General features: G+C 38.2%; 15 protein-coding genes. 10 read left to right on the top strand and 5 right to left on the bottom strand.

The features are described from left to right. Positions 1-4: 4 nt before the first annotated feature. From D9O48_RS08560 to D9O48_RS08540, 5 genes are all read left to right on the top strand, one after another. On the top strand, positions 5-946 hold the full coding sequence (locus D9O48_RS08560) for an aldose 1-epimerase (protein WP_126972534.1): 942 nt from the start codon (positions 5-7) through the stop codon (positions 944-946). Positions 947-979: 33 nt separating this feature from the next. Continuing rightward, positions 980-2,581, top strand: coding sequence for an L-aspartate oxidase (gene nadB, locus D9O48_RS08555; RefSeq protein WP_126972533.1), 1,602 nt, complete (start codon positions 980-982; stop codon positions 2,579-2,581). Then, positions 2,581-3,300, top strand: coding sequence for a nucleotidyltransferase family protein (locus D9O48_RS08550; RefSeq protein ID WP_126972532.1), 720 nt, complete (start codon positions 2,581-2,583; stop codon positions 3,298-3,300). The genes nadB and D9O48_RS08550 overlap by 1 nt, the downstream gene beginning before the upstream one ends. 15 nt (positions 3,301-3,315) lie before the next feature. Next, positions 3,316-4,767, top strand: coding sequence for a RapZ C-terminal domain-containing protein (locus D9O48_RS08545; protein ID WP_126972531.1), 1,452 nt, complete (start codon positions 3,316-3,318; stop codon positions 4,765-4,767). Positions 4,768-4,841: 74 nt separating this feature from the next. Continuing rightward, complete coding sequence (locus tag D9O48_RS08540; protein ID WP_126972530.1) at positions 4,842-5,771, top strand: lysophospholipid acyltransferase family protein; 930 nt, start codon at positions 4,842-4,844, stop codon at positions 5,769-5,771. A 628-nt stretch (positions 5,772-6,399) separates the two neighbouring features. Here the strand turns inward: D9O48_RS08540 and D9O48_RS08535 are convergent. From D9O48_RS08535 to D9O48_RS08520, 4 genes are all read right to left on the bottom strand, one after another. Continuing rightward, positions 6,400-7,050, bottom strand: coding sequence for a rhodanese-like domain-containing protein (locus D9O48_RS08535; RefSeq protein ID WP_126972529.1), 651 nt, complete (start codon positions 7,048-7,050; stop codon positions 6,400-6,402). Positions 7,051-7,216: 166 nt separating this feature from the next. Further along, positions 7,217-7,570, bottom strand: coding sequence for an ArsR/SmtB family transcription factor (locus tag D9O48_RS08530; protein WP_126972528.1), 354 nt, complete (start codon positions 7,568-7,570; stop codon positions 7,217-7,219). A gap of 105 nt (positions 7,571-7,675) precedes the next feature. Beyond that, positions 7,676-8,368: a tRNA (adenosine(37)-N6)-threonylcarbamoyltransferase complex dimerization subunit type 1 TsaB gene (gene tsaB / locus D9O48_RS08525; RefSeq protein ID WP_126972527.1), complete on the bottom strand. Its 693-nt coding sequence runs from the start codon at positions 8,366-8,368 to the stop codon at positions 7,676-7,678. 3 nt (positions 8,369-8,371) lie between these two features. Continuing rightward, entirely contained in the window at positions 8,372-9,019 is a 648-nt protein-coding gene (locus D9O48_RS08520; protein WP_126972526.1) for a 3-hydroxyacyl-CoA dehydrogenase family protein, read from the bottom strand. Positions 9,020-9,140: 121 nt separating this feature from the next. Here D9O48_RS08520 and D9O48_RS08515 point away from each other — a divergent pair, with 121 nt between their 5' ends. Then, positions 9,141-9,521, top strand: a complete 381-nt coding sequence (locus D9O48_RS08515; RefSeq protein ID WP_126972525.1) for a RidA family protein — start codon at positions 9,141-9,143, stop codon at positions 9,519-9,521. Between the two features lie 114 nt (positions 9,522-9,635). On the opposite strand, the gene kbl is transcribed toward D9O48_RS08515, so the two are convergent. After that, on the bottom strand, positions 9,636-10,823 hold the full coding sequence (kbl, locus tag D9O48_RS08510) for a glycine C-acetyltransferase (RefSeq protein WP_126972524.1): 1,188 nt from the start codon (positions 10,821-10,823) through the stop codon (positions 9,636-9,638). A 184-nt stretch (positions 10,824-11,007) separates the two neighbouring features. On the opposite strand from kbl, the gene D9O48_RS08505 reads away from it, so the two are divergent. The 4 genes from D9O48_RS08505 to D9O48_RS08490 all read left to right on the top strand — a co-directional run bounded on the left by D9O48_RS08505 (position 11,008) and on the right by D9O48_RS08490 (position 13,784). After that, positions 11,008-11,190, top strand: a complete 183-nt coding sequence (locus tag D9O48_RS08505) for a hypothetical protein (RefSeq protein ID WP_126972523.1) — start codon at positions 11,008-11,010, stop codon at positions 11,188-11,190. A gap of 115 nt (positions 11,191-11,305) precedes the next feature. Continuing rightward, complete coding sequence (locus D9O48_RS08500) at positions 11,306-11,791, top strand: RNA polymerase sigma factor (protein ID WP_126972522.1); 486 nt, start codon at positions 11,306-11,308, stop codon at positions 11,789-11,791. Further along, positions 11,781-12,920 carry an anti-sigma factor gene (locus D9O48_RS08495; RefSeq protein ID WP_126972521.1) on the top strand — a complete coding sequence of 380 codons (1,140 nt, stop codon included), beginning with the start codon at positions 11,781-11,783 and terminating at the stop codon, positions 12,918-12,920. The genes D9O48_RS08500 and D9O48_RS08495 overlap by 11 nt, the downstream gene beginning before the upstream one ends. A gap of 21 nt (positions 12,921-12,941) precedes the next feature. Further along, a complete protein-coding gene (locus D9O48_RS08490) occupies positions 12,942-13,784 on the top strand; it encodes an outer membrane beta-barrel protein (protein ID WP_126972520.1) in 843 nt (280 codons plus the stop codon). The last annotated feature ends 270 nt before the right edge of the window (positions 13,785-14,054 follow it).

Raw genomic sequence — 14,054 nt, 5'->3', positions numbered from 1 at the left:
TGTGATGGGATTTGAGTTAATTACTTCAAATGCTAAAGGGGCAGAAATTATCTTATTAAAGTCTGCCAATGCTCAGGTGACGATATTACCGAAAACCGGTGCTTTGTTACAAGCCTATGAGGTAAAATACGATAAAGTTTATTTTAACTGCATAGACGGGCTTTCTGATATAGCAAATGCCGGTAAGGAAATTAAAGAATGGTACAAGAGTGCAAAGCTTTCACCCTTTCCGGCACGGATCGAAAATGCAGTATATTCCTTTTCAGACCGGGAATACAGCTTTCAGAATAAATTTGCCGATGGTTCGGCCATCCACGGATTGCTTTTTGACCAACCGTTTGAAATTGTATCTCAATCTATTTTAGACCATAGTGCTTCTGTAACGCTACAACATTGTTATCGTGGTAAAGACCCCGGATATCCTTTTCATTACGACTGTTATGTAACCTATTCATTAGGCGATGACAATGCACTTACCATAAGTACTACTATTGCAAATGAAGAAGTCACTGACATCCCTGTAGCTGATGGCTGGCATCCTTATTTTAACCTGGGCGGAACAACAGATGAGTGGACATTGTCTGTAAACAGCGAAAAGAAACTCGTTCTGACTGAAAAAATGGTACCTAACGGTGAAACAGTCGCAGCTGGTTTTACACAACCGGTTTCGTTAAAAGATATCAATCTTGACGATTGTTTTTTGATACCTCAGCAAGTGGCAGCTACGCTGTTTAACCCGGTTAATAGATGGTCAGTTAAGTTTACGCTTTTACAGAACTATCCTTATCTGCAAATATTTACTCCGGACCATAGAAAAAGTATTGCTATCGAACCATTCAGTGCAGCACCCAATAGCTTTAACAACGAAATCGGATTGATTAAATTACCGGTAGGAGAAGAAATCACTTTTATCTGGAAAATCCATTTAATTCATCAATCCTCCTAAAAATTATAAAATACCGCTAAATTTGACATTAATATGCAAACAGATTTTTTGGTAATCGGATCCGGAGTGGCGGGATTAACCTTTGCAATCAAAGCGGCAAAACAATTCCCAGATAAAAAAGTATTGGTGCTTACAAAAACACATGCTGATGAAACCAATACCAAATATGCCCAGGGGGGCGTTGCCGGTGTGATTGATTTTAAAAATGACAGTTTCGAAAAACATATAGAAGATACTTTAATTGCAGGTGCGGGCTTATGTAACCCTAAAGTAGTGGAGCTGGTTGTTAAAGAAGGGGTGGATCGTATCAGAGAACTGATCGAATGGGGTACTCAGTTTGATAAAGAGCAGGACGGCGATTTTAAATTAGGAAAAGAAGGTGGCCATAGTGAGTTTAGAATATTGCATCATAAAGATGTAACGGGGCAGGAAATTGAAAGAGCCTTACTGGCCGCACTGAATCATTATAAAAATATTGAAATTCTTAATCACTGCTTTGTAGTAGATCTGATTACACAACACCATTTGGGTTATCTGGTAACCAAATCCACACCGGGTATTGAGTGTTATGGGGTGTACGTATTCAATCAGCACAATCAAAAAATAGAAACCATCACCGCTCCTATCACGTTATTGGCAACGGGTGGCAATGGTCAGGTATACCGCTCCACCACCAATCCGAGTATAGCTACCGGCGATGGCGTTGCAATGGTATACAGGGCAAAAGGAAGAATTGAGAATATGGAGTTTATCCAGTTCCATCCTACAGCATTATATGAACCAGGTGTGCGCGGGCAATCGTTTCTTATTACGGAAGCAGTCAGAGGTGATGGAGGTATCCTGAGAAATGTTAACGGCGAAGCCTTTATGGAACGATATGACGAACGTAAAGACCTTGCTCCGAGAGACATTGTTGCCCGTGCAATTGATAATGAAATGAAAATAACAGGTACGGAATTCGTATACCTGGATGTTCGCCATATCCCTACCGACAAATTCATTGAACACTTTCCCAATATTTATGAGAAGTGTAAATCTATAGGTATAGATGTGTCGAAAGATATGATTCCTGTATCTCCTGCAGCCCATTATAGCTGCGGGGGTATCAAAACAGACGAATGGGGCAGAACATCTATCGATTATCTTTATGCGGCAGGAGAATGTGCAAGTACAGGATTACATGGAGCCAACCGCCTCGCATCCAATTCGCTCCTCGAAGCAATGGTATTTGCCCATCGTTGTTATGTAGACGCAAAAGACCAGATCGATAAAAACAAAGTAGAACAACTGAGTATTCCGGAATGGAATGCCAGTGGAACCACCCACCCCAAAGAAATGATCCTTATCACTCAAAGCCTCAAAGAAGTTAAACAGCTGATGAGTGACTATGTCGGTATTGTTCGTACGAACACAAGGCTGGTCAGAGCTATGAAAAGAATAGACCTGCTATGGGAAGAAACAGAATCTCTTTATGAAACGTCAACGGTTTCGCCACAGCTTTGTGAATTAAGAAATCTGATTACAGTAAGTTACCTGATCGTAAAAGGAGCTCATTTCAGAAAAGAAAGCAGGGGATTACACTTTAATACCGACCATCCGGAAAGAGCAGTTCTCGTTCAAAACATCGTTTTATAATGAAAAGGAAAGGAATGATCTTTGCAGCCGGATTGGGAACCAGATTCAAACCCTGGACTGATCATCACCCCAAAGCGCTGGCAATAGTAAACGGCAAAAGCTTACTTCAAAGGAATATCGAGTATTTCTTAAAATATGACATCAATGAAATTGTGATCAATGTTCATCACTTCGCTGATCAAATTATTCATGCAATTGAAGAAAACAACGGATGGGGAGCAACAATTACAATCAGTGACGAAAGAGATGAGTTGTTAGAAACCGGAGGCGGATTGAAAAAAGCATCTTCTCTGCTCAATTCAGAGGATATTTTTATCATTAATGCCGATATCTTAACAGATCTCGATCTAAACGAATTGTACAAACAACATCAAAGCACAAACGCTTTGTCTACATTGGCAGTAAGTACAAGAAATTCGGGAAGATATTTTTTGTTTGATGAACAACTTCAATTAGTAGGATGGGAAAACATCAAAACCGGCGAACAAAAATGGAGCAGAGAAAGTTTAACATATCAACAAAAAGCCTTTAGCGGATTACATCTTATCAAAAAAGATTTGCTGCAAAAGATTCATCAAAGCGGTAAATTTTCTATGGTAGATGTTTATCTGTCGCTGGCATCAACTGAAATTATCAAAGGATTTGACCATACCGGCTCTAAGTTTATTGATGTAGGAAAACCCGAATCGGTAGAAATGGCCAATAAAATGTTCTCGTAACTATCAACAGTCAATATGCAAAATATACTAGATTCTATTGCCGCTTTATACCAGAAAGTTCATGGTACTGCGCCAGCTGAAATTACATTATTACCACAGTCGGGCTCTGACCGCAGATATTTTCGGGTACATGGTGCTGAAGGGTCTTGTATAGCAACTTACGGAACTAACATTCCCGAAAACAACACATTCATTTACTTTACCGATCATTTTTACGAAAAGGGATTGCCTGTTCCTGCAATCCACGGTATTAATGAAACAAGAGATATCTACCTTCAACAGGACCTTGGAAATATTTCTTTATTAAACATTCTCGAAGAAAAAGGATTTCAGGAAGACGTTTATCAATATTTCGCACAGGCACTGGCCGAATTAGCAAGGTTACAGGTTAACGGTCATCATGAACTTGATTATACACGCTGTTTAACCAATCAGGAATTCGGGAAACAAGCCATTATGGCTGATCTGCTTTATTTCAAATACTACTTTTTAGATGCCCTCCGAAAACCATACGACAAACAAAAACTAATCGACGATTTCGAAGCTTTGAGTAACTATCTCACCCATACCGAATACAAATTCTTTATGTTCAGAGATTTTCAAAGCAGAAATATTCTGATTGACCACTCAGGCAGTATAAAGTTTATCGACTATCAGGGTGGTATGTTAGGAGCTCCGCAATATGATGTTGCCAGTATGATCTGGCAGGCCAGAGCAAATCTTTCACAAGAATGGAAAGACCGTTTACTCGACGACTACATTGATGCATTTGAAAAAGAAGTCAAACAACCAGTAGAGCGTACTACATTTAAGTCACAATATAACGGTTACGTATTAATCCGTTTATTACAAGTGCTGGGAGCCTATGGCTTCAGAGGATTATTTGAACGGAAAGCACATTTTCTGACCTCTATTCCTCAGGCATTAATCAACCTTCGCTATTTTCTGGAGCACAATCGTATCGGTATTGCGGTACCCGAGTTTAGAAAAGTATTGGAGATTTGTGTAGGTGATGATATATTAGAAAGGTTTACTCCTACCCGTGCTACACAAGAAACTGCATTAGTGGTTAAAGTTTCCAGCTTTTCATACAAGAAAGGTATTCCATCTGACGATAGCGGCAACGGAGGAGGTTTTGTATTTGATTGCAGAGGCGTGCTGAATCCGGGCAGGATACAACAATACAAAGCGCTTACCGGGCGCGACAAACCTGTAAAAGATTATCTTGAGCAACAAACAAAAATGCTGGAATTTTTAAATTCCGTTTTTGACCTTGTAGACATATCAGTTGAGGATTATATTAAACGCGGATTCAACAGCTTGATGGTAAACTTCGGCTGTACCGGTGGGCAGCACCGCTCGGTATATGCAGCAGATGCCTTAGCACGGCATCTTCGAAACAAATTTGATGTAAAGGTAGAAGTAAAACACTGCGTACAGGAAGAGAAAAACTGGATCAATTCCTGATGGTAATAATTTTAGCTATTCTTTAAAGCCGTAGTTGTTCTAATTAATTAATTTTGCCACCAATTAATAGTGCAATGTATTACTTAGTGTACGGATTCTTATATCTACTTTCTATACTGCCAATGTGGGCATTATACAGATTATCTGATGCAATTGCTTTCTTATTGAATCATGTATTCAAATACAGATATGATGTTGTATTGAGTAACCTGAAGATTGCATTTCCTGAAAAAACAGATCAGGAAAGACTGGCCATTGCCAGACAGTTTTACAAAAATTTCGTTGATAATTTTATCGAAACGATAAAGCTGATTTCAGCTTCTGATAAGTTTATTCAGGAAAGGTTTCAGTTTGATCAGAATGTTTTTAAACCCAGAGAAACGTCTGGAGAAAAACTTCAGCTTCATCTTGGTCATAACTTTAACTGGGAAATGGCGAATGTTGCTGTTCCTTTTCAAACAACCATCCCCTGGCTGGTGGCTTATATGCCTATCAAAAATAAAGCAATCGAAAAATTGTTTTTAAAAATTCGTACCAGAACAGGAGGAGTCATGTTACCGGCAACGGATATGAAAAATGCGATGATTCCTTATAGAAATCGTCAGTATGCATTGGCACTGGTAGCAGATCAGGTACCCGGAAATGTTAAAAGAGCTCACTGGATGAACTTTTTCGGAAAACCCACCCCTTTTGTAACGGGCCCTGAAGCAGGCGCACGATTAGCCAATATGTCTGTTGTATTTGCACAGATATATAAAACCAAAAGAGGCTTTTACCGGGTTAGTTTTACCGAGCAAAGCAAACCTATTCACGAAATGGAAAAAGGTGAATTAACCCGCACCTATGTGAAGTTTTTAGAAAAGACGTTAAAAGCCGATCCTTCGATGTGGTTATGGAGTCATAGAAGATGGAAACATGAGTGGAAAGATGAATACGCCAAACAATGGATTGATACAGCCCCTGTTCCGGGTAGTGAAAATTATGAATTGAGAATTAATAATTAATAATTTAAAACGTCTCATCTGTTGTGTTCAATTACAAAGAGCTGTTTTTCACTTTCCATTCTTAATTTTTAATTCTCTATTGGCCTACGTAGCCGTTTTCAACTTTCAATTCCTCCTATGTTTGAAATGGTAATGGGAAATAGGAAGAAAATGAAGGTAAAGCAGCGCGGAAGACAACACTTCATTCGCTTTTCAACTTTATTCTCTTTCTATTTAAATTGCAATGAACAGATAGAATAAGCCAAAGCGAAGCGGAAAGGTCTTATTAATTCGTTAATGGGTAATATTTTCAGATATCAATGGGAAATAGGAAGAAAATGAAGGTAAAGCAGCGCGGAAGACAACACTTCATTCGCTTTTCAACTTTATTCTCTTTCTATTTAAATTGCAATGAACAGATAGAATAAGCCAAAGCGAAGCGGAAAGGTCTTATTAATTCGTTAATGGGTAATATTTTCAGATATCAATGGGAAATAGGAAGAAAATGAAGGTAAAGCAGCGCGGAAGACAACACTTCATTCGCTTTTCAACTTTATTCTCTTCCTGTTTATATTGCAATTAACAGATAAGCGAAGCGGCAGAGATATCTTAATTTCTTAATGATAAAACTCAACTACACAAACCTGTATTAATTAAGCCCGCTTTTTTCCTGTGTAATCTGGATTCTTTTTTCTTTTAAAATATCTTCCATCCCTCCTGCTACATTTCTTATATTATGCAGTCCCTGACGTTTCATTAGAGATGCTGCGATTACACTTCTGTAGCCATGCTGGCTATATACATATACGTTCATGTGTTCTTCTAAAGTAGCAAATGTACCGGGATCGCTCATCTCCACCAATGGCATATGCTGTGCGATATCGATGTGGCCCTCGTTAAATTCCACCTCTTTACGAACATCAATAATAATCAGGTTATCGTCAAAAGGAATATCCATTGCCAGTTCATCAGGTTCAATATTGATTAATAAATCAATGCTTTCGCCAGCTGATACCCACGTATCAAAGCCTCCGTTTAAATGACCGAACACATTATTGAAGCCTAACTTCTGAAGAGATTCGTAAGCCACCGCTTCATCTCCGGGATAAATTATAAGAATTATTTTCTGATCGGGAGGAAAAAATGCAATACTCCATTCAGAAAATCTGCCTTCCAAACCTATTGAAATTGAACCCGGAATAAATTGTTCACTGAACATTTCTGCAGGACGGGTATCAATCAATACCACTGTTTCATCTGCTATTAAAGCTTTAAAATCTTGAATATCTAACGCCTTCATTACACTCTGATTCTGTTGAAGCACAAAATTACCACAAAAGTTGACGGAAATAAAACAGCTGGAAAAATAAACAAGGAGTCAGATAAATAAGCAAACGGATGCAGAAAAAGGCATAAAAAAATATAGCCCCCGGCAATGTCGGGGGCTATATTCAATAACTTTACTGTTAGTTTTGGGCATTTAGGCGGTCTACACACTCCATAATATAAGCTACTCTTGCAGTATTTACCGAATAATAGATGAATTTACCATCTCTAGTCGTTTTTACAATACCTGCACGGCGTAAAATAGCTAAGTGTTGTGACGCCACAGATTGTTCGAGTCTTAAACGAACATAAATTTCAGTTACAGTTAGACGCTTGTTTTCATCTATGAGCTTTAAAATCTGCTGACGCAGTTTGTGATTTAAAGCCCTCAGAATCATTGCGGCTTTTTTCAGGTTTAGGAAATCCACTTTTACTGATTCACCGGTCACGCCTTCGGCATTCAGTACCATGGAATAGTTAGTTGTTACGTTCATGTGCACATCAGAGCTTTTGATTGTCGTTATAGGATAAGTGCCATTTCTCCAAATTTACAAGAATTTTAAGACTAATCGAAGCTCTTTGTAACAGACCAACTTATATCAGCTATTTTTTGAATAAGTGTAAAACTCTTTTAAATAATAGGGTTCACTATAAAAGAGGTCTGCAAATTTTTCAGCTTTATAATAGTTTTCACTTATATCTATCATATCAGATGCAGTGTAAACAAAGCCTGACAAAACTTCACTTTCTACTGAATTGAATAAGTAATTATACTTATCGGCACCTGACCCAAAAAACAATAAAGAACCCTTTGTTAAATATTTGTTAAAATCAATATTTGTTAAAATCTGAGGCCCTTCTGTTAAGATTATCTCCCCACTTACCCCATAAATACCCATCCAAACCTCTTCCCGCCGTGCATCTATCATTGGGCACAATAAAACATTGTCGCCCCTGATATGGTCAGTATAACGAAGCCGTACAGTATTTGCCATTAACTTCAACGTATTGATCTGAATCATTGGCTTTTTAAGGGCATAGGCGAGGCCTTTCGCACTCGCTAACCCTACTCTGATACCTGTATATGAACCCGGACCACCGGTAACTGCAATAGCATCAATGTCAGAAAATGCAACTCCTGCTAATTCCAGCACCGAACCTATCGCATTTTGCAGCCAACCAGCATGATCCCTCATCTCTGTATGGGTTAATTCATGCAGTAATTTCCCGTCTTTCCCCACCGAAACACTACCTGTTTCATGAGTGGTGTCAATGTTTAATATCACTGCCATTTTTTACCACTTATATGTTTTAATACCTGCGGCTTCCGCTAATGCTTTTGAAATAGTATATCTGCTGTCTGTCAATGCTAAGTTATTCAACAATTCATAAATGTTGTTCAGTCCGATTTTATCAGCCCATTCAAAAGGCCCATATGGATAATTCGTTCCGAGCTTCATCGCAATATCAATTTCTTCTTTAGAACTTACTTCCATTTCGAAAGTGTAATAAGCTTCATTCACCAACATTGCTACGACGCGTGGCGTAATCATACCTACCAGGTCAGGAATCAATTGAAACTTTGCATCCAGTAATTGCATGAGCGCTTTTACAGCAACTGCTGCCCCCTCATCAATGGCCACCACTTCCCAAATGGGTTTTTCGATAAAAGTATTCCATCCGTTAAACCGAATAAGCTTTTCACCGATCTGAGCACTTTCCCAACTAACAGCATTTACCCAAACGTTTTTGTGATTCGCCAGGCTATTCAGGTGTTGAGTGCGGGTACTGTCGTGATCAAACTGACAATCAAAATAATGATCAGCATCTATTACAGTCAGTGACTTCAATGAGTCTGCCCATATTAACTCAACCGAGTCAGCACTCAGCTTTTGTTGTAAGGCAGGTTTTTGATGCTCACCGGCTAAAATCGCGATTCTCATATGTCGAATTTTAAACAAAGAAAAAAGAATGCTTTGAATAATCTGATTCTTGTTGAATAATTTAACAGTTTAGCTATGGAATAGCGTAAATTGCAATCACTGCGTCAAGAAATTTTATTATATGTCAAAGAAAATATTTGAAACCAAAGAAGCCCCTGCTCCGATTGGCCCATACAGTCAGGCGGTTGAGGTAAACGGAATTTTATTTGTTTCAGGGCAAATCGCTATTGATCCTGCCACGGGTAATCTGCTAACAGATAATGTTGAGGAAGAGACACACCGTGTGATGAAAAATATTGAGGCTATTCTAAAAGAAGCCGGATTGGGTTTTTCCAACATTGTTAAAACCAGCATTTTTTTAAGCGATATGAACCTCTTCGCGGCAGTTAATCAGGTATACGGCAGTTATTTTTCGGAAGAATATCCGGCTCGTGAATGTGTAGCCGTGAAAACCCTTCCTAAAAATGTAAATGTAGAGATTAGTGTGATTGTTGCCAGATAAACTGCAAAAAAACTTTTACTACTGTTTACCATTCAGTTAATCTCGTATTGTGATCTAAAGGCTGTTCAAATCAACTTTGAACAGCCTTTAGCATTTATTTCTTATGACGCTGCATTATTTTATTACACCCAGTTCTTTACCTACTTTAGTAAAAGCAGCAATTGCTTTATCGAGGTGGTGTTGATCATGCGCAGCACTCAATTGTACACGGATACGAGCCTGACCTTTCGCTACTACCGGATAGAAAAATCCGATTACGTAAATACTTTCTTCCAATAATTTAGCAGCAAACTTTTGCGCCACCACTGCATCATACAACATAATCGGAACAATCGGGTGATCGCCGGGCCTTATATCAAACCCTGCTTTCGTCATATTATCTCTGAAATATTTAGTATTAAACTCCAGCTTGTCTCTCAATTCTGTGGTTTCACTCAAAAGATCCAACACGGCAATCGAGGCTCCGACAATACTTGGAGCAACGGTATTAGAGAATAAATAAGGGCGTGAGCGCTGACGTAACATTTCAATGACTTCTTTTCTGCCGGATGTAAATCCACCACTGGCCCCGCCTAATGCCTTACCCAATGTACCGGTTATGATATCGATTTTACCCATAACGCCACGATATTCATGCGTACCTCTTCCGGTTTTTCCCAAAAATCCTGAGGAGTGACACTCATCGATCATAACAGCTGCGTTATACTTTTCAGCAAGTGCTACAATTTTATCTAACTGCGCAATAGTGCCGTCCATACTGAAAGAGCCGTCTGTTACGATAATTCTGCTTCTTAATGATTGGGTTTCCTGTAGTTTGGCTTCCAGGTCGGCCATATCATTATGTTTATAACGATATCTCTGAGCTTTACACAAACGAACACCATCAATAATAGAGGCATGGTTCAGTTCGTCAGAAATAATTGCATCCGCTTCGCCAAACAAAGGCTCAAAAACCCCTCCATTGGCATCAAATGCTGCAGCATATAAGATAGTATCTTCAGTTCCTAAGAATTCGGAGATCTTTTTTTCAAGAATTTTATGAATATCCTGAGTACCACAAATAAAACGCACACTGCTCATGCCGTATCCGCGATGGTCAACATACTGCTTAGCGGCCTCAATTACTTTCGGATGTGACGATAATCCCAGATAGTTATTAGCACAAAAGTTCAACACTTTCTTTCCCCCTACCAAAATCTCCGCACCTTGTGCCGATTCGATAATTCTCTCTTTTTTATACAAACCCGCGGCTTCTATCTCAGCCAGCTCAGTACTGATACGTTTTACTAAGTTCTCGTTCATGAATTAAGCATTTAGTTTACAAATGTAAGAAAATGAAATATTTCGGTGAGATTAGATTAAATGCAAGAAAATGAAGTATTTATTGTTGAAGTTCAGCCGTTTTTTTAACCTTTCGGCATTTTTTTTAACCGCTCTTGTAACTTTTTGAATAATTAAGCGTCTAACTTAATAATAAAGCATTTTTATGAACAAGAAGAATTTCATCAAAGGGTCGCTGTTAATCATCGTGGTTTTCTTTAGCTACATGATGTATTTCTGCACGAAAGTTTTACCGATGATGAAAGAAAATGATTATTCTATTGAGAATGGCTCCAATACCAGTTTACCCGATATCTTAACCAGGGGACTTTTTTTAGATTTGAAATAACTTGATTTTCAATAAATTACAAAAAGAAGCAAAAAATTTGCTTCTTTTTTTGTTTTCACTGTAACTTTTTTTAGCCACCTTCGTATAATCTATATATACTGTTAGAAGTTCAAAAATGACTGTTCAAGAATATAACGAATTAATCACCAATTATGCGGATAATGTGTACCGCTTCATTCTGAAGAATCTTCGGCATGAATCGGATGCGCAGGACATTGTTCAGTCGGCATTTGAAAAAGTCTGGATTCATAAAGATCAGGTAGAGTCAGCAACAGCCAAAAGCTATTTATTTACAGTTGCTTATAACTTAATGATCGATCATATACGGAAATCGAAGCGCGTACAGTTGAAGGATGACTTTTCGGAAGACCTCAGGCAAACACACAGCTCGGTCAATCAATTAAAAGAAGTTCTTCAGATCGCCCTACAGCGATTAAGCGAAACCCAACGGTCGCTGGTAATGCTGAAAGATTATGAAGGATATTCATACGAAGAGATCGGGAAAATTACCGGGTTAAGTGAAAGTCAGGTGAAAGTATATTTACACAGAGCCAGATTACAATTAAAAAACTTTTTAGTAGATCCTGCTAATGTCATATAACAATAACATATCATCTTCTGATCAACAACCTCCGATCATTACATCAGATAATTACGAAATGTATTTTCTGATGTATGTAGACCGTGAGCTGAACGAAGCCGGTCAGGCCGCAGTTGAAGCATTCCTGTTTGCTCATCCGGAGCTACAGGAGGAAATGAATCAATTGAAAGAAGCGGTATTAACCTTACCTGCCGCGGAAGAGATTGTTTTACCTAATAAAATGAACTTATATAAGTTCGATGGCATTATTAATGATCAGAATGTAGAAGAAAAAATTATCCTTTCAATAGATAATGAGTTGAATAAGGAAGAAAAGACATCTCTTGAAGCCTATTTAACACAACACACGGATGCTCAGCAATTACATCAGCAATACCGTTTAACGGTATTACCACAGGAAAAAATCGAGTATCCGAATAAAGCTGCTTTATATCAATCTACCGGCAAATCGGTTTCTATATTCAGGGCCCGTTGGATGGAGTTAAGTATTGCAGCAGCTGTGGCATTATTTATTACGGTGAATATATTTAGCCCGATGAAACCTTCTGAAGTAATGGAAGACATCAGAACAACACATTCATCGGTAAATCAAAACCAACCGGTTACTCCTGTTCAACAGGATTCGAGACCGGCTGTTACAAATGATGATTCAAAACCTTCTACAGAAATAGCAGTTAATAATAAAACAAGTGCTGAAAAGCCGGCAAAAAATCAACCTGCAATTGAATCTTCTTCTGTAAAAGCATCTCAGTTACCTGGTGTAAATGAAAAAGCTACCACTGAAGAAAAGAATTCTGAAAAAAATATTTCAACCGAGAGTAACATTTCAGAACCAACAAACGTAGAACATACAAATAACACTTCGGAGCTACCCCCAACACAAACAACAGCTACTGAAGAGTCATTTTACGCCAGCTTTGATGTTAAGACCGATTCTGAAGCTCTTTTGGCAGACAAACAATTAGAAGATTTAAAAAGCCTTATGGCCAGCAATGATCTTTCGCCGGCACATAACGAAATCTCTGATGACCCGATTCCGCTAAGAGGATTGCTAATGAAAGTTAAGCGCGAAATTTTCAAATCGAATCGTACTAACAAAAACAGCAGCTACTCTATTCATTTTAAATAATCTTATTAATTTATTATAATCATGAAAAAAGGACTTTTTCTCCTGATGGGGATTGCTATGTGTACTATTCAGCTAAAAGCGCAGGATGCAGACACGTTAAGAATCGGAAATATCATTATCGTAAAAAAATCTAAAGGTAGCATTCCTGTTGATTCTACCGGCGGCCCTCAATCAGGTGGCGAAAGCAATGTGATTGAAATAACCAAAAAGAAGAATAAAAACATTACCACCAACTGGTTTACGTTTGATTTAGGTTTCAACAACTGGACAGACAAAACCGACTACGCCAGTGCCGGCGTTCAAGACCCAACCACTGGTATCGCTCCGGGTGCTACTGACAACTGGTTAGATCTGAGAGCAGGTAAGTCGATCAACTTTAACTTATGGGTTGTTTCTCAGAAAGTAAATATTATCAACCACCACCTGAACTTAAAATATGCGATCGGTATTGAGTCAAACAACTATAGATTCAAACGTCCGGTTATCTTCAACGAAGAACCTTATGATCACCTGGTGATGGACAATACCAACAGTTACAGCAAAAATAAATTGCGTGCAGATTACCTGACAGTTCCTGTAATGTTAAACTGGAATTTCTCTAACAAAAAAGGTAAAAACTTCGGTTTATCTGCCGGTATCTCCGCAGGATATTTATATACGGCAAAACAAAAAACGATTACCACTCAAAATGGTAAACAAAAAGACAGAGTTGACTTCAATCTGAATCCTTTCAAAATTTCTTATGTAGGTGAAATCAATCTCGGGCATATTCAATTGTACGGATCAATGGCTACCAAAAGTATGTTCAAAAACAATCTTGACCTGACTCCGTTCAATGTTGGACTTCGATTCAGCTCTCTATAATTCATATATAAAATTGAAAAGATGAAACCCTGAAGAATACGCTTCAGGGTTTTTCATTTTAAAGATGTTATTTTTTACCCATGAAGAATTAAAGTATATTCTTCTTAACTCCTCAATTTCTGAATGGTTTCATCAACACTGCTTCTCTATAAAAATCTCTCTGATTAAACTGCTCAAAAAAAATAAAAAAACTTCAGGTCATCTGTAACATTTCAATCTCCGTACGCGTATAACAATAAATAACGCTTCAGAAAACAAATCACAACTCTG

This window comes from Gynurincola endophyticus (assembly GCF_003991195.1).
In the GTDB taxonomy this organism is placed as follows: Bacteria; Bacteroidota; Bacteroidia; order Chitinophagales; family Chitinophagaceae; genus Gynurincola; species Gynurincola endophyticus.
Note: the sequence above shows the minus strand (reverse complement) of the source record. Positions and strands in the feature narration are given on the sequence as shown.

Excerpts from the sequence above, each read along its gene's own strand:
- D9O48_RS08560 (WP_126972534.1), top strand. The coding sequence starts at position 5 with ATGGGATTTGAGTTAATTACTTCAAATGCTAAAGGGGCAGAAATTATC.
- nadB (WP_126972533.1), top strand. The coding sequence starts at position 980 with ATGCAAACAGATTTTTTGGTAATCGGATCCGGAGTGGCGGGATTAACC.
- D9O48_RS08550 (WP_126972532.1), top strand. The coding sequence starts at position 2,581 with ATGAAAAGGAAAGGAATGATCTTTGCAGCCGGATTGGGAACCAGATTC.
- D9O48_RS08545 (WP_126972531.1), top strand. The coding sequence starts at position 3,316 with ATGCAAAATATACTAGATTCTATTGCCGCTTTATACCAGAAAGTTCAT.
- D9O48_RS08540 (WP_126972530.1), top strand. The coding sequence starts at position 4,842 with ATGTATTACTTAGTGTACGGATTCTTATATCTACTTTCTATACTGCCA.
- D9O48_RS08535 (WP_126972529.1), bottom strand. The coding sequence starts at position 7,050 with ATGAAGGCGTTAGATATTCAAGATTTTAAAGCTTTAATAGCAGATGAA.
- D9O48_RS08530 (WP_126972528.1), bottom strand. The coding sequence starts at position 7,570 with ATGAACGTAACAACTAACTATTCCATGGTACTGAATGCCGAAGGCGTG.
- tsaB (WP_126972527.1), bottom strand. The coding sequence starts at position 8,368 with ATGGCAGTGATATTAAACATTGACACCACTCATGAAACAGGTAGTGTT.
- D9O48_RS08520 (WP_126972526.1), bottom strand. The coding sequence starts at position 9,019 with ATGAGAATCGCGATTTTAGCCGGTGAGCATCAAAAACCTGCCTTACAA.
- D9O48_RS08515 (WP_126972525.1), top strand. The coding sequence starts at position 9,141 with ATGTCAAAGAAAATATTTGAAACCAAAGAAGCCCCTGCTCCGATTGGC.
- kbl (WP_126972524.1), bottom strand. The coding sequence starts at position 10,823 with ATGAACGAGAACTTAGTAAAACGTATCAGTACTGAGCTGGCTGAGATA.
- D9O48_RS08505 (WP_126972523.1), top strand. The coding sequence starts at position 11,008 with ATGAACAAGAAGAATTTCATCAAAGGGTCGCTGTTAATCATCGTGGTT.
- D9O48_RS08500 (WP_126972522.1), top strand. The coding sequence starts at position 11,306 with ATGACTGTTCAAGAATATAACGAATTAATCACCAATTATGCGGATAAT.
- D9O48_RS08495 (WP_126972521.1), top strand. The coding sequence starts at position 11,781 with ATGTCATATAACAATAACATATCATCTTCTGATCAACAACCTCCGATC.
- D9O48_RS08490 (WP_126972520.1), top strand. The coding sequence starts at position 12,942 with ATGAAAAAAGGACTTTTTCTCCTGATGGGGATTGCTATGTGTACTATT.